This window comes from Heliomicrobium modesticaldum Ice1 (assembly GCF_000019165.1).
Taxonomy (GTDB): Bacteria; Bacillota; Desulfitobacteriia; order Heliobacteriales; family Heliobacteriaceae; genus Heliomicrobium; species Heliomicrobium modesticaldum.
The window spans coordinates 827882-849690 of the sequence record NC_010337.2 but is presented as its reverse complement, the minus strand read 5'-3'; the positions used below and the strand labels follow the sequence as shown (position 1 = coordinate 849690).

At 49.0% G+C, this 21809-nt stretch carries 17 protein-coding genes; 16 read left to right on the top strand and 1 reads right to left on the bottom strand.

Annotation, left to right across the window (positions count from 1 at the left end; genetic code table 11):
* Positions 1-142 precede the first annotated feature (142 nt).
* The 13 genes from HM1_RS03835 to HM1_RS03775 all read left to right on the top strand — a co-directional run bounded on the left by HM1_RS03835 (position 143) and on the right by HM1_RS03775 (position 16137).
* Positions 143-2452 (top strand): copper amine oxidase N-terminal domain-containing protein, encoded by a 2310-nt coding sequence (locus HM1_RS03835; protein WP_012281973.1) that lies wholly within the window; start codon positions 143-145, stop codon positions 2450-2452.
* A 106-nt stretch (positions 2453-2558) separates the two neighbouring features.
* Positions 2559-3695: a TolC family protein gene (locus tag HM1_RS03830; protein WP_012281972.1), complete on the top strand. Its 1137-nt coding sequence runs from the start codon at positions 2559-2561 to the stop codon at positions 3693-3695.
* A 199-nt stretch (positions 3696-3894) separates the two neighbouring features.
* Positions 3895-6387, top strand: a complete 2493-nt coding sequence (locus HM1_RS03825; RefSeq protein ID WP_041313284.1) for an O-antigen ligase family protein — start codon at positions 3895-3897, stop codon at positions 6385-6387.
* A 95-nt stretch (positions 6388-6482) separates the two neighbouring features.
* Positions 6483-7181: a tetratricopeptide repeat protein gene (locus HM1_RS03820; protein WP_012281969.1), complete on the top strand. Its 699-nt coding sequence runs from the start codon at positions 6483-6485 to the stop codon at positions 7179-7181.
* 72 nt (positions 7182-7253) lie between these two features.
* On the top strand, positions 7254-8219 hold the full coding sequence (locus HM1_RS03815; protein WP_083765095.1) for a stalk domain-containing protein: 966 nt from the start codon (positions 7254-7256) through the stop codon (positions 8217-8219).
* A 288-nt stretch (positions 8220-8507) separates the two neighbouring features.
* Positions 8508-9749: a sugar transferase gene (locus HM1_RS14420; protein ID WP_012281967.1), complete on the top strand. Its 1242-nt coding sequence runs from the start codon at positions 8508-8510 to the stop codon at positions 9747-9749.
* A gap of 25 nt (positions 9750-9774) precedes the next feature.
* Entirely contained in the window at positions 9775-11055 is a 1281-nt protein-coding gene (locus HM1_RS03805) for a glycosyltransferase family 4 protein (protein WP_012281966.1), read from the top strand.
* 29 nt (positions 11056-11084) lie between these two features.
* A complete protein-coding gene (locus HM1_RS03800; RefSeq protein ID WP_041313278.1) occupies positions 11085-11642 on the top strand; it encodes a transcriptional regulator in 558 nt (185 codons plus the stop codon).
* Between the two features lie 14 nt (positions 11643-11656).
* Entirely contained in the window at positions 11657-12826 is a 1170-nt protein-coding gene (locus HM1_RS03795) for a glycosyltransferase family 4 protein (RefSeq protein ID WP_012281964.1), read from the top strand.
* A gap of 23 nt (positions 12827-12849) precedes the next feature.
* Positions 12850-13803 (top strand): NAD-dependent epimerase/dehydratase family protein, encoded by a 954-nt coding sequence (locus HM1_RS03790; RefSeq protein WP_041313275.1) that lies wholly within the window; start codon positions 12850-12852, stop codon positions 13801-13803.
* Positions 13804-13812: 9 nt separating this feature from the next.
* On the top strand, positions 13813-14577 hold the full coding sequence (locus tag HM1_RS03785; RefSeq protein WP_012281962.1) for an NAD-dependent epimerase/dehydratase family protein: 765 nt from the start codon (positions 13813-13815) through the stop codon (positions 14575-14577).
* Positions 14578-14598: 21 nt separating this feature from the next.
* Positions 14599-15387: an ABC transporter permease gene (locus tag HM1_RS03780; RefSeq protein WP_012281961.1), complete on the top strand. Its 789-nt coding sequence runs from the start codon at positions 14599-14601 to the stop codon at positions 15385-15387.
* Entirely contained in the window at positions 15388-16137 is a 750-nt protein-coding gene (locus HM1_RS03775; protein WP_012281960.1) for an ABC transporter ATP-binding protein, read from the top strand.
* A gap of 188 nt (positions 16138-16325) precedes the next feature.
* Here HM1_RS03775 and HM1_RS03770 read toward each other — a convergent pair whose 3' ends face one another.
* Positions 16326-17975, bottom strand: a complete 1650-nt coding sequence (locus tag HM1_RS03770) for a transposase (protein ID WP_012281959.1) — start codon at positions 17973-17975, stop codon at positions 16326-16328.
* A gap of 159 nt (positions 17976-18134) precedes the next feature.
* On the opposite strand from HM1_RS03770, the gene HM1_RS03765 reads away from it, so the two are divergent.
* The 3 genes from HM1_RS03765 to HM1_RS03755 all read left to right on the top strand — a co-directional run bounded on the left by HM1_RS03765 (position 18135) and on the right by HM1_RS03755 (position 21802).
* Positions 18135-19118, top strand: coding sequence for a GHMP family kinase ATP-binding protein (locus HM1_RS03765; protein WP_012281958.1), 984 nt, complete (start codon positions 18135-18137; stop codon positions 19116-19118).
* Between the two features lie 101 nt (positions 19119-19219).
* Positions 19220-20563, top strand: coding sequence for an IS1380-like element ISHmo1 family transposase (locus HM1_RS03760; RefSeq protein ID WP_012281957.1), 1344 nt, complete (start codon positions 19220-19222; stop codon positions 20561-20563).
* Positions 20564-20869: 306 nt separating this feature from the next.
* Positions 20870-21802: an NAD-dependent epimerase/dehydratase family protein gene (locus HM1_RS03755; RefSeq protein WP_012281956.1), complete on the top strand. Its 933-nt coding sequence runs from the start codon at positions 20870-20872 to the stop codon at positions 21800-21802.
* Positions 21803-21809: the final 7 nt, after the last annotated feature.

Sequence of the window (21809 nt, the reverse complement as noted above, 5' to 3'; positions counted from 1 at the left end):
TAGCAAAAAGAAAAAAACGATTTTTTTGACGTAGCGGGAACCTTTTTCTCCTCCGGGTTGTCTAAATGAGCGTAAGGATTTCAGGCGGAACATCGATTCCCGGCTGGAATTCGTACAAAACAATATAAAAGGAGGAACATAGGTGAGCTACACGAAAAAGTTCGTTGCCTCTCTGGCAACGGCCGGTCTGCTGACCGGTATCGTAGTTCCCTCAGCGTTCGCAGCGACGAACAACTCTGTGGGAACTGTCAAAAGCATCTCCGATTCCGCGACCAGTACCCCACTGGGCAAACTGACCCTGCGCGAGGACGACGATTTCAAGACGGATATGCAACCCGGCACGTCCTTCACGTACACCCTTCCCAGCGGCATCAAGTTTGATCTTTCTGAAGTTACAGATGTTTATAAAATGGTCTATTGGAAAGGAAAATCTCTTAAAAAAGGTGACGATGAAGGCGTGAATGTCGTCAAAAGCGGCGACTACACGCTGACGATCACCCTGCCATCAAGTCTTGGTGGTGCGGAGAATGACCCTGACTCCATCGCCATCGTCCCGATCGTTAAAGTCGACGGCTTTGACGGCGGCGACATCGAAGCCACCATCGATCCCCTCGACTCCGGCGTGACCGGCGGCAAGTATGTCATCGGCCGTGTGGCTACCGGCAAGAAAACCACTGCCAGCGTTATCAAGGTGGAAACGATCGGTGACGCTTCCGGGCAAAAAGCCGGCACCTTCCGTATCGCCGAGAACTACGCCGGCGCTATCGGCGCGGTCAATGGAAAAAGCGGTGATAAAGGCCAAGCCCTGTTCACTGTGAAGCTCCCCAGCAACTTCAAGTGGGAAGTTGGTAATGATGGTACTAAAGTAACCGGTCTGGCTGGTTATGCTAAATACGGTGAGTTCACAACAGATGTGGATAGCGACGGACGCACCCTGACCGTCTATGCTCCCGTTGGAGGTATGCAAGAAACGAAAGGAGACCGCGGTATCATCGAGATCAACCCGGTCATCACGCCTGATTCCGACGCCAAGTACGGCGACGTGACGGTGACCATCGAAGGCAAAAGCTATACTTCCAATAGCGCCTCCAAAGACGAGATCAACGATGCAGATCTTGTCATCGCCACCTACGTTGATTTCGGCACGACCGTCAAAGTCGTCGGCGACGTTACCACAGCTGTCGCCGGTAAGTATGACAACGCCGTCGCCAAGATCAACATCAAAGAAAACATCGCCGGTTCACTGACGGAAAAACGTAAGGTCCGTGTCGACTTCCCCTCTTGGGTGAAAGTCACCGGCATCAAAGATTGGAATTCCAAAGCCGGCACGTGGGATAAGCCGACCATCGACGGTAAAGACAGCTATGTGGAGATCAACTACAAAGGCAACTCCGGTGGCACCAAGTCGGAACTGGAAGTTCAGTTCTACATCTCTGTCAAGGGTAACGCGGAAGGCGATATCAAAGCGACCGTCTCCGGTCGTGCAGGCGCCGAAGGCGAAGTCCTTCTTGGCAAGGCCATTCTGCCCGTGTCGGCCACTGTTGACACCAAAGAGCTGCGCGTCGGTGTGAAAGAACAAACCCTGAATGACATCGTCATTTCCGCCGAAAAAGGCAACCTAATCGATGACAAGATCAAAGGCAGCTACCGGGAGATCAAAGTCAAGCTGACCGACGGTGTGACCTTTAACAACACTCCGACCGTTGAAGTTGTCGAAGGCGACGCCGACATTGACAAAGACGGCGTGGCCAAAGCCGACGGCGATGCATCCCTTGTGATCCCCATCAAAGCTGCCGGCACCAAAGCTGTCAAGATCAAGATCTCCAACATCAAGGTCGACCTTGACCGCAGTGTGCCCGAAGGCACCATCGAAGCCAAAATCGGCGGCAACGCTATCGTCGAGAACGACAAAGCCGCTACTTCTTTCTTCTACAATGGCGCCGAGTACACCGAAGCCCCCAATAATACGGTAACCTTCACCACGACTACTGTTGACTCCGGCGAATTCGATCAGAGCTGGGCGGTCAAGCTGGCTGTCGGTAAAGTCATCACCCCTGCCGACCAGAACCAGAAGCGCACCGCCACCTTCAAGATCGGCGAAAGCAAAATGACCATCGGCGGCGTCGAAACCGCTATGGATGCCGCTCCCTACATCAAGAACGACCGCACCTATGTGCCCCTTCGCTTCGTCGCGAAAGCTGTCGGTGTAGATGATAACAACATCTCCTTCAGCGCTGCCGACCAATCGGTTATCCTGATCAAGGGCGACCGTGTTGTGAAGCTGCAACTGGGCAGCACCGACCTGACCATCAATGGCGTTACGATGACGATGGACGTCGCTCCCGAAATCGTCGAACCCGGCCGCATCATGCTCCCCGTCAAGTGGGTTGCGCAGGCGCTGGGCATCACCGCGACTTGGGATGCCGCTACCCAAACCGTCACGGTCAACTGATTGGTTGCCATCTGACAATCAAAGAGGAGCCGGGTTCGCGATGAACCCGGCTCTTTCTGCTCAGACGGTGAGAACATTCGACGTAAAATGATTGAGGTGACTTTTGATGCGTAAACTCGTAGCCTGCGCCTCTGCGCTGCTCTTCACATTCGGAATGACGCTGCCGGCCATGGCGGACACGTCAGCAACGGTTGTGAACGTCGCCCAGACCCAACCTCAGTTTACTTTTCAACAAGCGGTAGAACAGGCGAAAAAAAGCAGCAAACCGCTTCGCATTGCACAGTTGGACCTAGAACGCAGCTTCGAGGTGCGCAATTACCTGGGTGACTCCGTTATGCATACCTATCAGACCACAAGTCAAATCGGATACGCCAGAGACCAACAGTATTATGGGGCTTTCATGGGGCTCAATCAAGCTGACACGGCATGGAACATGAATAAGAGAAACTTAGAAGCGCAAGAAGATGCGGTGGTGATGCAAACCTATCAGTTATACAATGGTCTGCTCCAGGCGCAGGATAAAGTAAATAACTGCAAAATTCGCTTGACCAACGCGCAGATTCAATACAACAACGCTTTTGCCGCCAGTCAGGTCGGAACAATCGATAATCCTACCTTTGTTCAAGCCAAAGCAGCCCGGGCGGCCGCAGAGGCTTCCCTCGCGTCAGCGGAAAGCGCCTTGGCGGATGCCTACCAAAAGTTCAATAATTTAATGGGATTGCGAGCAGAAGCGCGGCCTGTGCTGGTCGACCGACCGGCTTTTGAAAAAATGAAAGTCGATGATGTGGATTTTGCCATCACCAAAGCGGTGAATGAAAGTCCTACCGTGTGGCTTGCCCAAAAGAAGGTGGACCTGGCTGAAGCGGCCTACACGGCCTATGCCTACTCCTTGTCAGGACGTACTGAGCCGGGCAAAGCCAAATCAATCGATATCGACAAGGCGGCCGTCGCCGCAATGAACACGAAAGAGCAGATGGATAAACTGGTACGTACGCTTTACCACGGGGTGAAGCAACTAGAGGAGCAATATGACAGCGCGAAAGAGCAAGTCGCTGTTGCAGAGGAAAACTTGCGTGTAGCAAAATTAAAGTTTGATATCGGCATAGCAACAAAAGCCGACGTCGCGTCTGCCGAATCGAAGCTGGTTGACGCTAAAGAAAGCCTGCTGGATATTGTGATCAAACACCAAAATCTGGTCTATGCCTTCTCGAAGCCTTGGGCGTATGCCGCCGTCTCATCGTAAGTGATTGAAAGTCATCTTTACAGATGGAGATAGTGATGAAACCGCATCAGAAAATTATCTGGTGCGTTTTTTGTTATTATCTATCCGGCTTCATCCAGAAGGATTATCGGTTGCGCTTGTCGAAAGACAGGGGACTGATACAGTGAAATTCAAGATATGACAAGAATTTACATAAAGGAGTAGAATGAGGGTTGATACAATGAAGGTTGAGGAAAAAGCGATAAAATTATGCGCAAACTACTTTGCCATCTCTGTCATCTTGCTCATCGGACTTGCCCCCTTTTTTCGAGGTCTCTTTTTTGAAAGGGAGATGAACTTCCATCTTTATGGGGCATCTGCCCTCGCCTTGTGTGCTATCGTTGTGCTGAGCCTCTTCAGAACATCGTTGCCTGATGCAAGCAAGAAAATGGTAAATCGAATTTGGCGGTCTCCCTATTTTATAGCGCTAACGCTCTTGATGCTTTGGTATGGAATCTCGTTCTTCTCAGCCATCAATCCGCGGCTTGCCTTATACACCTGGCTTCGTCAGATTGACTATTTCATGGTCTTTATCTTCGCCTTTGTTGCAACCGTTTTTATGTATGGGGAGAAGAAACGAGCGGGAAGCAACTATTTATTATGGATTCTGCTTGCCCTCACGGCGATAGGAACAGTCGTTGCAGTCATTGCAATCGCCGCCGCACAAGGCTTTGTTGCCATCAACGGCGCCTTAGTCAGTGGCCGGTTATCTTCGACACTTCAGTATCCGAACACCTTGGCGGCCTATCTGACGGTGCCCTTTTTGACGGGAATACACCTGGCCGCATTAAGCAGAAACCGATATGGAGCCGCTTTATCGGCGAGCATGTCCTTTTTAATCCTGCTGACCGTATTGGGTACCCAAAGCCGAGGCGCGTGGATGATGATTCCCTTGTTTATCTTCCTCTATTGGCTCGGCCAAAAAGATAAAAAGCGAAATCTTGTGCTTTTGTCCTTGCTTTTTGCGGTCGCAATCGCGGTAAGTTCAATGACTGTCGGACCGGAGGTGCAACTTGGTCACCCCAACGGGAGGGCCTTGTTGATTACCCTTGCGTCTGCGCTGAGCTTGGGTGGCACATGGTTTGTGCTGCTCCCTTTTCTGCGCAAATGGGAAGAACCTGCAAAGGTCGGTAAAGACGGCGCGGAACGAAATGAACATCGTCGTTGGGCGTCTATAGGGACGATCGTCAGTGGCGCAGTTGTGCTGGCGATTTTGTTTATTGGAGCTTATGTGATATTCTCCGGGAGCGACAACCCTGTGCTCCAACGGATCATGTCCATCAGTACGGGCGATAACAACTTTCGGGAACGGCTGGTTTTTTATTCTGACGCTTTTCGAATGGGGCTGGAACGACCGCTTCTCGGTTGGGGCGGCGGCGGCTGGAAGGCCGGTTATCGAGCCTATCAATCGTTTTTATACAATACGACGGAAGTTCACAATCACTTTTTACAGGTTTGGGTAGAGACAGGGATCATTGGTTTTGTCTCTTTTATCTCCCTATTCCTGATGATGTCCTTCGGGCTGTACTCTCTCTGGAGAAACAGTCGGAGATGTGATAATGAATGGTATGTATCGTCTGTTTGGACCATTGGGATCAGCGCTTTGGCATTGGCGATGCATTCGGCCATGGACTTCAACTTGTCCCTTAGCGCAGTCGCCCTGTTATTATGGGCGCTCATCGGTGTCTATGCCGCATGCGAACAGATCACTGGAACAGGCCTATCTGCCCTGCTCGCCAAGGAAGCTGCTCGATCAGCTTCCCTGACCGACAGATGGAGAAATCATCGTTCTGAGTCCTTCGGGCTTCTAAGCAGCGCGCTGTTGCTGATGATGCTGCCCATGACCATTTTTCCTTTTCTGTTTCGGGATGCCGAATCGGAAGCGCTGGCATATGCTTCGGCGCTGGACCAAAAAGACGTTCAAGGCGCGCTCCATCATTTGCAACAGGCGATGGCAAGCGACCCTTGGAAGGCAGACTATCCCAGCGCGATGGCCCAGTTACTCGTGACAAACCACGAGCGTGCATCTGATGAGAAAATGAAGGTGCGGATGCTTGAAGAGAGTGAACGATACGCAAGAAAGGCGGTGGAGACAGACGCCTTCAATGCGGGCGCGCACATGTTGCTGGCTCAGGTGTTGATCGCGCGAGGAAATTATGAGGAAGCGCTTACTGAAGCGGAAATCGGCAAGGCCTGTTCCCCTTGGCTGGTTACAGCTTACCTGGATGTAGCAAAGGTGAATAGTGATGTAGCCCTTCGTCAGCGAATCGCCCTTGCCCGGGGTCAGGCCCAACCATCTTGGAAATCACAATCGGAGCGAGCATTAAACCGTGTCATTGAGATCGCGACAGAAGCGAGCGGCAAGAAGGAAACGCTGCCGCCGGCGCTGCGGAGTCTCTGGAGACACCAACCGGATTTAACGCTTACGCCGGAACTGGCATTGATGGCAGGCAAAGCGGCCGTGTTGCTCGGAGATGCCGACAGGGCGGAGAGTCTGTTGGCGAGTGCTACGGCGCAGCGTGATGATGTGACAAAAGCGTTGGCGGAGCTTTGGAGAGGGGCAGCCTTGAAAAAACGGGGCGATCACAGAGGCGATGAGATGATGGAAGCTGCCCGATCCACTTCCTTGACAGCGGCCAGTGAATATACACTGATGAAACAACTCGGCTTGTAAATTCCCCTTGTCTTCTCGAAAGAGTAGGCTATAGGTGTTCTGATTGTGATAAGATAGCAACCGAGGAGTCATTCTGAATTGGAGGTATTGGAAAGTTGTTTAAGAAAGCCATTGCTTTCGGCCTGGCCCTTTCGCTGTCCCTTTTGTTGACAGGATGTGGTTTTTTCAAAGCAGGCAGGGCTGATCAACCGTCCGGTCAATCGCCATCCGCCGCCGGAGGGCAGGCGAACGCCGTCGGTCAGGAAACGGCAGCAACAGCGCCGGTGAACGTAGAAGAGCTGCGAAATGAAGCGCAAAAAGGGGACACCTCAGCGCAATACAAGCTGGGGACAGTCTTGATAAGCGGAGACGGTGTGACCAAGGATGCTGATGAGGGGTTGAAATGGCTCCTTCAAGCGGCGGAACGAGGCGATGCCAGAGCGCAAAACAACCTGGGCGTCCTCTATTTTACCGGGAATGGCCTGCCGGCGAACGGTGAAGAAGCGGTCAAGTGGTTTCGGAAAGCGGCGGAACAAGGCTATGATAAGGGGCAGTACCATCTTGGTTATGCCTATCTGAATGGTGTTGGTGTTCCCCTGGATGCCAAAGAAGCGTTGAAGTGGATGCAGCTGGCTGCCGAGCAGGGAAATAAAGACGGGCAGATCGCGCTGGCGCTGATGTATGAAAATGGCGTGGGCACGGAGAAAAAACTAGACCAGGCGCGAGCCTGGTACGAGAGAGCAGCAGCCCAAGGGGATAAAGGCGCTCGGCAGAAGGCAGAGCAACTGAAACAGGCAGGTAAGCCATCGGACTAACTGCTGGGCGATTATGGACGTTTTTTTCGGAAGCAGTTTTTGAAAGCAGGTTTTTTCTGTTGAAGATTAAATATGATTATTGAAAATGACGGGATTGGAGGGCTTGATTTGAAGGGCATTCAGGGGAAAAGCAGGGTTATGTTGCTGGGGCTCACAGCAGCGATCGTCATGTCTTCGTGGTTAGCGCCTGTCACCGCCGATGCAGCCGTACATACGATCGGGAAAAATGGGGCGGTTTGCAAAGAGGAGGCGCTTGACCTGCGTTTTGAGCTGTCAGCGAATACTTTCAAAGCCAGTGGAAAGGTCGACCTTGAGCCTGTCGATGTGAGCAAACTCGTGCCAGATGAACGCTATTATGTGACACGGGTGGTGAAAGCCAGCTTCAGCAATTCCGGTGGCAATTATGTGCCCTCCTTGGATAAGCCGATGCGTGTCATTTTTCACATCAGCGACGTCGATCACAAGCGAGCGAGTCAGATGCAGACGCAATTGCCTGTGAACCGCTTTAGTGTCGGTTTTTGGAACGAAGCGGATAAAGCGTGGGAACTGCTCCCGTCTCGCGTTTTTTGGGATGGTCGCTATGGGGCGATTGAAGCCGAGACAGGCCATGCCTCCGGCGTATATGCACTGCTGTGGTTACAGCGTGGGGATGCCCTGAGCACGTCGGCAGGTGACTCCATTCGCATTGCTGTCGATTATGAACTGCTGAATGCCAATCCGGCGCCGTACGTTAAAGAGGGGCGCACCATGGTGCCATTGCGGCTTGTGGCTGGGCGGTTGAAAGCCGATTTGAACTGGACCGGCAGTGAACAGCGCATCGATCTGGTCCGGGGCTTGGATACTGTCCAACTCTGGGTTGGAAAACCGGACGTGATGAAAAATAAGAAGCCGCTCCTTGTCTCGGATCAAAGCGCTATCGTCGCGCCGGAGATCGTCAATGGCACGACCTATGTCCCGTTGCGGTTAATCTCGGAAGCGTTCGGCGTGAAGGTGGCATGGGATGGCGTGACCAAGACGGTGTATATACAGAATTACTGATAGCGAAGAAGAACTTTGAGATCCCCTTGGTTTTGCTGTTGGAGGATAGATCTTCTCGGACGCAAAGCTGAGGGGACTTCTATGTTTGGGTGGTAAAATTAACCGAGCAGCTTGGAAAGAAAGATTGAAAAAGAAAGATTGAAAAGGAAAGATTGAAAAGGAAGTGACCTGACGGAATTGTGAGTTGCCTGTAATTCTGCCAGCAAAAATCGAACGACAAAGCAGGAAAAGCAGCCCATCCTACAGAATTTTTCCTTGTCAGATATAAACCGACAGGTGGATTGAAAGATGTGGGCAATCCTTCAGCCTCGAAAAAGTGCGTTCCTGCTTATCCTCTCTGACTTGGTCACGACGTGCCTGTTGCTCTGGCTGGCGGCGGAATTGATGTTTCCCGAATCGCTAAAGCTGGAAAACTTGGAAGCGATCATGGGGACCTTTCCATGGATCTGTATCGCCGTTGTTTCTTCCGCCTTGTTGATGGATCTCTATCATACAGAGGGCAGTTTTTCACGGTATAATGTTTTTCTTTCGGCCGTGATCGCGGCGGGGCTGACGGTTGTCATCAGCGGTGGCGCCAGCTTTTTTCTTCGGTTCTTTGCCTTTCCCCGCAGCGTCATGCTCCTGTTTGGGTTATTGCTCATCATCTACTTCTACCTCTCCCGGTGGGCCTATCATCGGTTGGAGCGCGGTAGACCGGGTGCTTGCTTCGTTACGCAGGAAGAGTACTCAGAGGGAAAACTGGATGAGTTGAATCTCGAAACAGACACGATTGTGATTCAAGATTTTATGGATATGAACCTGCGCAAGCAGGCGATTGTGGAGTCGGTCAAGCACTGCAGGACCCTGCGGGTGGAAGTGACGCCTACGGACATCCTGCTACATGGCGGGAACCTGATTTCCCGCGATGGCCGCATCTACATTGAAGTGACACCCGGTGTCGGCCAGACACAGTTTACCGATCTGGTCAAGCGGATTTTTGACCTTGTCATTGCGCTCGCGGCGTTGCCGATTTGTCTTCCCTTGATAGCGCTGATCGCGGCAGTTGTCTGGCTCGATTCCGGCGCCCCTGTCTTCTATACACAGGAAAGGGTGACGATGCGGGGGCGACTCTTCCGCATCTATAAGTTCCGCACGATGATCCCCGATGCGGAGCGGCACACCGGGCCGGTATTGGCCTCGGAGAAGGATCCCCGCCTCACCAGGGTGGGGACATACCTGCGGTACTGGCGACTGGACGAACTCCCGCAGATTTGGAACGTCATCCGAGGCGATATGAGCCTCGTGGGTCCGCGGCCGGAACGGCCTCATTTTGTGCGGGAATTTGGACGAGAGATACCGGAGTATCATCTGCGGCACCTGATCCCTCCGGGGATTACTGGGATGGCGCAGATTTACGGCCGTTACTCCTCTAATCCGGAGGAGAAGCTGATCTACGATCTCTTTTATTCCAAGCGCAGAGGACCGGTAAGCGATATCATTTTACTGATCAAGACCATAAAAGTCGTCATGCAGAGGGATAAGGCTGTATAGTTGGCACGTAAGGGTGTGCGTCCGCATGGGTGAATTCAATTATTGCGATGGATTAGATAAAACACCGCAGAAGACAGTAAAAGTGCTTCAATTGATTACGCTTTCTGAAACCGGCGGCGCGCAAAAGGTCGTCTATGAGCTGGTCTGCGGGTTAATAAACCGGCGGCAAAGGAAGCCTGACTCGCTGCCGTGCGTCGAATTCGATGTTTCTCTCGCCTCCCGGGCGGAAGGGGCATTGGTTGAGTGGATAAAGAACGACTGCCCTGAAGTGCCTTTTTATCCCCTACAGCATTTGCAGAGGGAGATTGATCCGCTGAAAGATGGATTGGCCCTCTTGGAATTGTGGCGGCTAATACGCCGCATCCGGCCGCACATCGTCCATTGTCACAGTTCTAAGGCTGGAATCTTGGGCAGGTTGGCTGCCTATCTAGCCGGAGTGCCAGTGATACTGTTCACTGTTCATGGGTGGAGTTTCTACGGTATGGCTGGATTCAGACGCAGCCTATTTCGAGCGTTGGAAAAGTGGATGACCACGATTACCGACGCGATCGTCTGTGTTTCAGAACATGACCTCAAAGAAGGGCATTCTCAGCAGATCCTGACAAAGGCGTCCGCTAGAGTTATCCATAACGGCATTCCCTCGGAAATGGAAGTTGGCAATTTTCTTCCCTTGCGTCAGGACTTACTTACCAATCATCAAACAGCCTATACTGTCGTGACAGTTGGACGGTTGGCAGAACAAAAAGACCCATGGTTATTCCTGGATATTGCAGAAAAATGCGCCGAGAAATGCCTTCAAAAAAATGATTGCAAGATGCGCTTTTTTTGGGTGGGCCAAGGTCCTTTAGAAAAGGAGATACAAGCGGAAATTAAAAAACGGAACCTGACAGAATGGGTGTCTTTGCTGGGGGAGCGTCAGGATATTCCAGCGATCCTCCGCCAGGCAGACCTGTTTCTATTGACTTCCCGCTGGGAGGGATTGCCGATCGTCATTTTAGAAGCAATGAGAGCAGGAGTCCCCGTTCTTTCCGTAGACGTAGGCGGTATTCGAGAAATGATTCAATCGGAAACTACCGGCATAATTGTCGATACCAGGGAGCCCGATGCGATATCGACGGCATTGTTGAACCTGCTTCAAGATCCTGAAAAAAGAAAACGCCTAGGAACAAGCGTCCGCGGTCGGTTCCTACAGCAATTCACAGTGGATATGATGCTGCGGGAGTATAAAAAGCTGTACCTCGACAGATTAGCAGATATAGGCTTATTGACAACAAGTCAGAAAAAAAGTTATCCTGTCATTGAGTAAAAAAAGTGCTCAAGCATTGGAGTGGCGTCATGCTGGATAGCTTAATCACATCAAAGACAAGACTGCAACTATTATTGAGGTTCTTTGCGAATCCAAACCATGCGGCACACCTGCGACAACTGGCTGCCGATTTTAGTGAATCCACCAATGCTGTCCGGGTTGAACTTAAACGTCTCGTTGCCGCCAAATTGTTGACCCAAGAGTCGCGAGAACGAAAGATCCTATACAGCGCAAACATCCAGCACCCGCTCTATCCCGAAATAGCGAGCATCGTACGCAAAACCCTCGGCATCGATAAATTGGTGGAAACCATTGTAGAGAGACTGGGAAATGTGCACCTCGCGTTGCTCGTGGGGGATTATGCGAAGGGGAATGACACGGGGACGATTGAAATCGTAATTGTCGGTGATGAAGACAGGACGTATCTGCAGCAAATCGTAGAGCTTGCAGAGGGGAGAGTTCACCGGCGCATCCAACCGCAACTTTTATCGATTCAGGAATTTGAACAACATCGGAATCAATGGAAAAAAGATGAGTCTCTTATCATATGGAAAACTGACGAGATGCAACCGCCCAAGGATATATAAGAAAGGATGATTGCATGGTCAGTGAAAAAGCGAAAACAGTCCTTTTTGTCTATGGCATGGTGGGTCGCGGCGGCGATGCGATTCAAACGCTAGCTTTTATTCAGACCTTGCAGGATATTGGCTACCGTGTGAAAACAGTCGGTCCTGTACCCCTTTCGCCGTACAAGTTTGAGGGAAAAGAATCGAAGTGGCGCAATTATGCGCGAAGATCACCGAAGCTCATTCGTGAATTACTTTATATCGCCTTTCAACTGCTTGTTTTTGTTCGAGCGGCAGCAGCCGTTCTGCAAGTAAGGCCTCAACACATATTTGAACGCGTAGGCAACTATACCTTTGTTGGAACAGCCCTGTCGTGGCTTTTCAAGGTTCCCCTTATCGTTTATATGGACTTGCCTATTCAGCATGAGAAAAAGTACGGTCTGGTTGGACAAACGCCCTATCTGGAGAAGCTCTCCACCGCTATGCTAGGGCGTCGATCAACACGTATCATTGTAAATACAGAATTTAGTAAAAAATATTACGTGAATATGCGGGTTCAGGACTCAAAAATCATGGTTGTGCCGAATGGGATTAACGCAGATTGCTTCAGGAGGCTTTCAAAGACGCCGGTCGATGATTTCTTAAAGGTAGTGTATGTGGGAAGCTTTGTAGCGTGGCACAATTTGCCGCTGTTATTGCAAGCGATGAAACGGTTAAGCGACGAAAACAGCCCTCTATTAGATCGGGTTCGGATCCAACTGGTTGGTGAAGGACATGGAAAAAATGAGATTATGGCCCTATCCGAACAGTTAGGATTAAAGAAGTGGGTTTACTTTCATGGCGCCCTTGCGAATGACCATATCGGCTGCCTGTTGTCGGAGGCGCACATCGGGATTCTCCCAGGCACCTTAGAGACAGGTTCGCCGATGAAGCTGGTGGAATACGCCGCCGCTGGCTGTGTGGTTCTCTCTCCCGACTTGGTAAACTGCAGATCCTTTTTTACAGGCGAAGACGCCGTAGCGTATTTTAAACCTGATGATGTTGACGATATGGTTCGCGCATTAACTGCGGTCGTTGATAATTATCCTGATTTCGCCCAAAGGGCGCGCGAAATGCAGGCACGCATTCTTGAGCGCTACAACTGGGAACGGCTGGTGCGGCAAATGCTTTGTGGAATTGTAGATAGATTAGAAGACTGCGCCTAATGCAGATAGTGGAGGAAATTAAAATGAAGAAAAAACACATCGTAGTGACCGGTTCAACAGGCTTTCTTGGACGTCATCTCGTGCCAATATTAGAAAAGCAATACGGCAGAGAAAATGTGACGGCCTTATCGAGCAAAGATTATGACCTGATGGATCCGATTCAGGTGAAGCAGATGTTCAATGACTGTCCCATGGATGTGCTTGTTCATCTTGCGGCGTATTCCGGCGGCATCGGCGCCAATCGTAAATATCCTGCCGATTTTTATTATCGCAACACCCTACTGACGGCGCTGGTCTTTGAAGAAGCCGGTAAACGCAAGATCACAAAGCTGATCTATCCGATGGGTGGGTGTAGCTACCCGGCTAAAGCCATTTCTCCAATTGATGAAGAACAAATGTGGTTGGGATATCCGCAGGAAGAGAGCGCAGGCTATTCGGCCGCCAAGAAGATGGGGATCGTGGCGAGCCGTTCTTATCGCACCCAGTATGGGCTCAACTCTGTCGTCTTGATTCCCGGCAACATGTATGGTGAGTACGATAACTTCCGAAATGACGAATCCCATGTCGTTCCCGCCATGATTCGCCGTTATTTTGAAGCCATGCGCGGCGGCGCCCCTGAAGTGATCATGTGGGGCACCGGAAATCCGCAGCGTGATTTTGTCTACGCCGGCGATGTTGCGGCCACCATTCCTTGGTTCATTGAGAACTATGATTCCAGCGAACCTGTAAACATCTCATCAGGCACCACCACACCGATACGTGTGCTCGCTGAGACGATCAAAAAACAGATGAATTATCCTGGCGACATTCTTTGGGATACTTCTAAGCCTGATGGTCAGATGATCAAAATTTTTGACGTAAAACGGCTGACGTCACTCGGATTGAACTGCCCGACTACCCTGGAAGAGGGCTTAAAGAGGACGATCAATTGGTTCGTTGCCAATTATGACAATGCTTCAGATGGACTTCGGATCTAGAGGTGGCATATGATATTTATTTTAGGTGGTAATGGTTTTGTAGGTTCTGCCTTCGTCCGCTGGTGTGAAGAGCAACAGAGGCCCTATGTAAACATTACCCGTGACAACTATAAGGATTATGTAGGCCAAAGATGCGATGTCTTCGTCAACGCAAACGGAAACTCAAAAAAGTTTCTAGCTGCAAAAGAGCCAATGAGCGATTTTGCTCTCTCCGTGGAGAGCGTAAGACGCTCGTTGGAAGACTTTCATTACGGCGTCTATGTATATCTGTCCTCATGCGATGTCTATCCCGATTGTTCAACTTCAGACGCTAACTCTGAAGACACGGTGATTGATGTCCGGCAACAAAGTCCCTATGGCTTTCATAAGTATTTGGCCGAGCAGTGTGTCCGCCATCGCGCTGAGAAATGGTTGATCCTCCGGATGGGAGGATTTGTTGGACCCAATCTGAAGAAAAACCCCATTTATGATATCTTGCATGGGGGGCCGCTGTGGGTTGACCCCGAAAGTGAACTGCAATTCCTTCCAACTGATGAGATGCCTAGAATCGTGACAAGAATTTTAGAGGCGGGTAGGACCAACGAGACCTTTAACACTTGTGGTAGAGGTGTTGTGAAATTATCTGATGTGATGAAACGGAGTGGGCGCCACGTTAATGTCGTTGAAGAGGCAGCAAGGGTGCGTTACGAAGTAAATGTATCGAAATTGAGTCGAATTTTTGACATTCCCGAAAGTTCGGCTTCTGTCCAGAATTATATTACTATGTATAAATAAACGATAAGGATGACAACATCCATGAATAAGTGGGAAGATTTTCGGCGATATAGGGATCTTGTCATTGCGCTTGCCTTGCGAGATGTAAAAATGAGATATCAGCTCACTGTTTTGGGATTGTATTGGGCGATCATAAATCCATTATTGACTGCACTGATCATGGGATTTATTTTTGAAAAAATATTTCGCGCCAGCGGATTAGAAGGGGTTCCTTACGTCATTTATTTATTTACCGGGTTGACTTTTTGGAATCTTTTTGCCAATTCAGTTACTACGGCAGCGAATTGCCTTACAGGACAGGCTGCGTTACTATCAAAGCAGTACTTTCCGCGCATTATTTTGCCAATAGCTTCTGTCTTAGCGCGATTTGTGGATATGTTGTTATCCATGGTTGCAGTCTTTATCATATTGTATATATATGACATATCTGTAGGCCCCTATGCATGGCAGATCGTTGGGTTACTGATCATACAGTTGATCTTTACGCTGGGCATGTCCTTTTTGGTCTCATCGCTGAATGTGTTGTTCCGGGATGTAAGTCAGATCGTAACAATATTACTGGCTTTGTGGATGTATCTATCCCCTATTTTCTATTCTTTCAACCAAATACCAGGTGACTTATCCTTTAAGAACTATATCTTATATAATGCTATCGGACAAATTGTTGATATGGAGCGGAATGCGCTCCTTGGAGGACCTGGTCTAAATCTTGATATATTGCTCGTTTCTTTTGGTATTTCCTGTGCAACGTTTTTTTTCGGCTATGTTGTCTTTAAGCGAATCGAACCCCTGATTGCGGAGGTAATGTAATTGGCGTTGCTAGAGATTCAGGATGTGAGCAAAAAGTTTGTTTTACAAAACTATTCCGGACAGCGTCTTTCCAACCTGTTTACTTCTTTACTTGAAGCAAGAAAATACTCAAACAAACGAGACTTTTGGGCGTTAAAGAATATTGATATTACGCTGGAGCAGGGAAAGAGCCTTGCGATCATCGGAAAAAACGGCTGCGGAAAAAGCACACTCTTAAAATTGATTAATGGCACATTACGTCCTACAACAGGAAGCGTGCGCGTAAATGGGACAAAGTCCGCTTTAATCGAATTAGGCGCTGGTTTTCATGGTGATTTTACAGGACGTGACAACGTTTTTTTAAGCGGTATGATCATGGGGATGTCCAAAAGTGAGATCAAAAAAAGGTTTGATGAAATTGTAGACTTTGCAGAGATTGAAGAGTTTATTGATGTTCCTGTAAAGTACTACTCATCAGGGATGCATGCGCGACTAGGATTCTCCGTAGCTATCGCAGTAAAACCTCAATTGTTAATTGTAGATGAAGTGTTAGCTGTTGGTGATGCTAACTTCAAAATGAAGTGTGAAAAACGGATTACTGAAATGAAAAAACAAGGAGTCAGCCTTTTGTTTGTCACCCATGACCTATCAAAGATCCGTACCATATGCGAAGAAGGATTATGGTTAAATAAAGGCATTGTCATGAGTCAGGGCGATATTGATACAGTGGTTGAACAGTATGCGAATTTTATTAACCTGGGTGTGGCGTAACAGGGATTAATGATTCCCCTGCAAAAAAACTTTTTTCAAGAGGCTCCTTTGTAATCTCGCCGCCTGCCTGGAATTTGCTGTAATATAAAATGGGATAAAATGGGCTCTACGGCAGTCTATCTCCCATTTTATGGACTAAATATGTATATGCTCAGTACGTATTTCTTTCAAATTTCCTTTTTTATCCATCAAATAGGCGCACTTATCCCTTGTTCCTCTCGATAGATTGTTGCAAGTTTTTGGCAAAATCCTTTCTTGAAGCATCGGAACAGTTGACGAAAGTTGTGCCCTAGGACTTTCATGCCGAAGACCAACGTTGCTTTGACAATGCCTCTCACCCGAAGTCTTCCCGCACCTTGTCCTCGTTTGATGGAAGAGATGCTGCCTTCAATGGCGGCTCGCTTGCTCGTCGCTGCCAAGCGCTCCTTTTTGATCTGCATGGTTCGTTCGCGCGCTTGTGCTGCTAGGATTGACGACTGCTTGATGGTTACGGTGGCTTTCTTCGATTGAATCTTCACAGGACAAGCTGGTTGCATGGGACACTCTTGGCAGGTGCTTCTTTCGAATTCGGCAATGAGAACTTTTCGTTTTTCATCGAAGGATGTATCCAGCGGGTTGTAGCACGCCGGACAAGAGACGATGGCTTTGTTGTTGTCGAAGGTAAAGGCGAGCACGGGCAGCTTTTCGGCTTTTCTTTCTCTCCCTGTCATATTCGTGTAGTGGATACAGACATGGTTTTCTTGGGCAAGCTCCTCTGTTTTGCTGCTGAAGTATGCGCCATCCACATACAGATCGGTCAGCCCGGTTTCTTTTTTGAGAGTCTCCATGCTCTGGGTTAGCAATTCGGTGTCACTGACGCTGTTTTTTTCGACCTGATAGTGTGTGATCATCTGAACCGGGTTTTCGTTCGCGCATGTTTCTGCTACGTTCGCTACAAGACCCACATAGCCTTGACGGCCTTTTTTCCGATAGGTCACGTCGGGGTCGTGGGCTGATTGGATAGCGTCTGCTGCGATGTCTTTGTTGGCTTTGGCGATCCACTGCTTCTTTTCGGCATGGTATGTGGCCTGCTCTTGAAGAAAGCGTTGGAGCAAAGCAACCGTTTCTTTCCGCAGGCTTTCCGGGTGTGCTTCGGCAATGTCCAATAGCAGGGCGCACTGATTCAGCATCTCCTGGATGCGTCCCAGCGTCTCTTTGGTCTTGCAACGATAGAGGAATTGGTTCCGGAAACCGGGTTCGGCAAAAGGTTTCAGTGCTTCCGGCAAATGGGCGGCCGGACATTCACGCACAGCTTTTTCAACGACGTCAAAGGCAAGGGAAAGACGACCGGCGAGCTTGATGTTGGTCTGAACCTGCGTCGAATCCATAGGCTGTTCTCGGCTTGCGATTCCCGCGATGGTCATAAAATGTTCTGTCAGCTTTCGAAACTGACGGAAGATAAGATCTTCTTGTTCGGGGTGGCTGATGGTGTACTCATAAAGGCGGCGGCGGAACTCATAGAGGGTGCGCTCGGCCAGGTACACTTCGCCCAGATTGCGGATGCCGAGGGCATACATGACCTGAAAGTTGAAATGGAACTGTTCCAGGATCTCTTCGTCGGTGTAGTCTTTCATATGTTTAATGAACTCGAGGGAAAGCAGGATGTTGATCGGAAAGTTCGGACGCCCATTGTGGCTGCTGTATAGAACAGCGAAGGGGGTTTCGTCGATGTGAAAAAAGACGTGTTCGTAGAACAAGGGCGCCCAAGTGCCTTGCATGCTTTTCTGTACCTTTGGATTCATTCCTGTAAAACTGTTAAATAATTCCTCTTGTTTATGTTGGGTGTTTTTCCGAAACACGACATTTCACTCCTGCTTTCCGTATCAGCTCCGGCTAGGGCTTGGTTATGGTAGTTCGTTTTCGGGTTTTCGTTATCCTTCTAGCTTATACCCTCCTGGGGTTACTTTTTGCAGGGGAATCATTAATAAAACGATGTTGACTTAAAGGGGTTATTGATAGTGATTATTGCGAGGGCGCCAGTCAGAGTAAGTTTCTTAGGGGGAGCTACCGATTACCCAGAATTTTTTCAAAAACACGGTGGGGCAGTCCTGGGAACAGCTATTGATAAATATGCCTTCATCGCGGTCAGTGAGCGTTTTGGCGAAATCTTTGATGAGCAGATCCGGATTGCCTATAGTCGAGTGGAGCAGGTCGGAAGCGTAGATGACATCGAACATCTGCCTTTTCGCGAATGCTTGCGCCGCTGCGGTGTTACTGAGAACGTAGAAGTCAACTATTTCGCCAATCTACCCGCCTTTACAGGGTTAGGTTCTTCCTCTACTTTCGTGGCCACGCTGTTACAAGCCCTCTATGCTTATAAAGGTGTATTTGTACATGGAATGGACTTAGCTTATGAAACGATAGATATGGAACGAAAAGTTCTAAAAGAAAGTGTAGGCTGTCAAGACCAGGTCTTTGCCGCTATGGGAGGATTCAATCTCATCGAATTCCGTGGGGAACGCGATATCGTCGTAAATCGACTCCCCCTGTCGCCTGGCCGTGTGTTGGAGTTCCAAGAACACCTGATGATGTTTTTTACTGGCATAAAGCGCAGGGCCGAAGAGGTTGTAAAAAAACAAATCAAACGCATGGACCTAAACGAAGAGCGTCTCAAGCGGATGCTCATGATGGTTGACGATGGCTACAAGATCCTAACTGGCAATAAAGCGATAGAAGAGTTTGGCAATCTGTTGCATCAGTCATGGTGCGAAAAACGCAGCCTCGAATCGACGATCACAAACAGTGAGATCGATAACATGTATAATGCCGGCATGGAAGCAGGGGCTATTGGCGGCAAGCTGCTAGGAGCAGGTGGCGGTGGCTTCATCTTGTTTTTTGTGCCTCCTGAACGAAAGCAAGCAGTGCGAGAACGACTAAAAAATTATTATGAATTAAAATTTAACATCAATGCACCGGGTAGTCAGATTATCCTGAATCAGTGACAGGATAAAAAGTAAATAGTCGAAATTCAGCGCATTTCCCCGTATAATAGAGATAAACGAGTTTAATCGGAGTGATTTAAACTCACCGACGGGGTGAATGCATGACCATGAAGAAGTTCATTATCGAGCAATCGAATGAGGAGCTTACACCGGTAACTGGATTGGCGCTCGTGGGCGCCTTGTTAAGAAAGACTTCATTGAAATTGCGATTGGATAAGTCCACTGTGCCCACTTGTTTGACACCAGATATAAGCCACGGAACTGTTGCTCTGAGCTACCTGGGCCTTCTCTGTCAGGGAAAGAATGACTTCGATGCGATTGAGCTGGCTCGTGGAGATGACTTTTTTCGATACGCCATGGGCGTCGACATCGTACCCTCCAGTCCCACGTTACGACAACGATTTGAAAAGGTTGTTGAGACGGATTTGAAATGGAACGACATCATTATGGAAGAATCTGCTCGTCTCATCAAAAAAGCAAAAGCTCCCCTGACACCTGTTCGGGTCGGCGCTACGGACTATCTGACGGTAGACGTAGATGTGACGCCATTGGATAATTCCGGTTCCAAAAAAGAGGGGGTGACGCGCACCTACAAAGGTAATGATGGCTTTGCGCCCATACTAGCCTACCTCGGTCAAGAAGGCTACTGCATAAACGTTGAGCTGCGTCCGGGCAAAGATCATAGCCAGAAAGGAACGCCCCAGTTCTTAACAAAGAGCATCAATTACGCACGCCAGTGCGGAGCTGAGAAGCTTCTGGTACGCATGGATTCCGGCTTTGACAGCGTCGATAACATACGTGTCCTCCGCGCAGAGAATGTTGACTACATAATCAAACGTAACCTTCGCCAAGAAACTCCCGAAATGTGGAGGGACATCGCCCTTAAAAATGGGCAGGCCCGAATTGTTCGGGAAGGAAAAGTGGAGTATATGGGCAGTGTAATGTGGAAGGTCGGCAATATGGAACAACGTGAACGGGTGGTTTTCCATGTCGTGGAACGAACCATCTTGTCCAATGGGCAGCAATTGCTGCTTCCAGAGTTAGAAGTGGCCACGTACTGGACGTCGTTACCCGTCTCGCCGGAAGAATTGATCCATTTGCAAAGAGATCACGGAACCAGCGAGCAATTCCATAGCGAGTTAAAAACGGACCTTGATTTGGAACGACTGCCTAGTGGAAAATTTAAGGTCAATGATCTGGTCTTTCATTTCGGTGCGCTTGCCTATAACCTGCTTCGCATCGTTGGTCAAATGAGCTTACACCATCCGGATTCTCCCCTAAAGAGAAAGGCCCATACGCAGCGCCGCCGGATACGCACGGTACTTCAAAATGTGATCACCATTGCGTCTCGATTGGTGAGACATGCCAGACAAGTGAAGCTCCGGCTCGGGGCGCATAGTCCCTGGTACGCAACGTTTAAGGATCTCTATCTTGCTTTTTCGTAAACGGCAAGAATTTCCTAAAAAATCAAATTCATTCGATGGGATAGACCTTTGGATGTAAAATGTGTCAAAGGTTAGCTTTGCTATACGCTTTTATGGATCTCGTTTCTTGACGGCACCACCTTCTTTGATAAGGCGACGTGTTCAAATGGCTATCTAAGGAAATTGGATTAAATTCTTGTAATACGAATTACTTTTTGTGGAAAATCATTGGGGTACTGCTAAGTCGACTCACGGATTCAGGATTATTGCTTCTCTGTAAATTGCCTCTGTAAAGTATGGGCTATGAATTGAAAGGGGTTACAAACGATGAAAGTACTTGTCACTGGTGGCGCCGGTTATATCGGTTCAGTCCTCGTTCCCACGCTGTTAAATGAGGGTTTTGAAGTCGTTGTGCTCGACAACTTTGCATTTAAGCAAAACTCTCTCTTGGAATGTTGTGTAAATGAGAAGTTTTCCGTTGTGCGCGGAGACTGTCGTGATAAGAGTACATTGCAATCTGTAATGAAAGATGTTGATATTATCATTCCCCTGGCTGCGCTGGTTGGGGCTCCTCTGTGTAAAATTGACCCAATTGCCACGCAGACGATCAACTATGACGCCATCAAGACGCTGCTGTCCATCCGTTCCAAGGAGCAGCGGATACTATTCCCCTGTACGAACAGCGGATATGGCGTCGGTGAAAAAGGGAAGTTTTGTACAGAAGAGTCCCCCTTACGACCTATATCCCTCTATGGACAGACGAAAGTGGAAGCGGAGAAGGCGATCCTTGACGCAGGCAACAGCATCTCTTTCCGTCTGGCTACCGTCTTTGGCACATCGCCTCGGATGCGGATTGACTTGCTGGTAAATGACTTTGTTTACCGGGCTGTTAACGACCGGGTTGTTGTTGTATTTGAGGGCCACTTTAAACGAAATTATATTCATATCCGGGACGTTGTTAGAGCCTTTTTACATGGCATTCGAAACTTTGATTCGATGAAAGACCAGCCCTATAACTTGGGTCTAAGCGAAGCCAACCTGTCCAAACTTGAACTTTGTCAAGAGATTCAAAAACAAATCCCCCAGTTTGTTTTTATGGAAGCGCCTGTGGGTGAAGACCCGGATAAACGGGATTACATCGTTTCAAACGAAAAAATTGAGAAAACAGGTTACAAGCCTGTTCATTCCCTAGAGATGGGAATTATAGAATTGATTAAAGGATACACCTTGCTGCGTAATTCTAAATATGCGAACGTATAAAGAATAG

Coding starts and splice junctions, on each gene's coding strand:
- HM1_RS03830 (WP_012281972.1), top strand. CDS start 2,559: ATGCGTAAACTCGTAGCCTGCGCCTCTGCGCTGCTCTTCACATTCGGA.
- HM1_RS03825 (WP_041313284.1), top strand. CDS start 3,895: ATGAAGGTTGAGGAAAAAGCGATAAAATTATGCGCAAACTACTTTGCC.
- HM1_RS03815 (WP_083765095.1), top strand. CDS start 7,254: ATGATTATTGAAAATGACGGGATTGGAGGGCTTGATTTGAAGGGCATT.
- HM1_RS14420 (WP_012281967.1), top strand. CDS start 8,508: ATGTGGGCAATCCTTCAGCCTCGAAAAAGTGCGTTCCTGCTTATCCTC.
- HM1_RS03805 (WP_012281966.1), top strand. CDS start 9,775: ATGGGTGAATTCAATTATTGCGATGGATTAGATAAAACACCGCAGAAG.
- HM1_RS03800 (WP_041313278.1), top strand. CDS start 11,085: ATGCTGGATAGCTTAATCACATCAAAGACAAGACTGCAACTATTATTG.
- HM1_RS03795 (WP_012281964.1), top strand. CDS start 11,657: ATGGTCAGTGAAAAAGCGAAAACAGTCCTTTTTGTCTATGGCATGGTG.
- HM1_RS03790 (WP_041313275.1), top strand. CDS start 12,850: ATGAAGAAAAAACACATCGTAGTGACCGGTTCAACAGGCTTTCTTGGA.
- HM1_RS03785 (WP_012281962.1), top strand. CDS start 13,813: ATGATATTTATTTTAGGTGGTAATGGTTTTGTAGGTTCTGCCTTCGTC.
- HM1_RS03780 (WP_012281961.1), top strand. CDS start 14,599: ATGAATAAGTGGGAAGATTTTCGGCGATATAGGGATCTTGTCATTGCG.
- HM1_RS03760 (WP_012281957.1), top strand. CDS start 19,220: ATGACCATGAAGAAGTTCATTATCGAGCAATCGAATGAGGAGCTTACA.
- HM1_RS03755 (WP_012281956.1), top strand. CDS start 20,870: ATGAAAGTACTTGTCACTGGTGGCGCCGGTTATATCGGTTCAGTCCTC.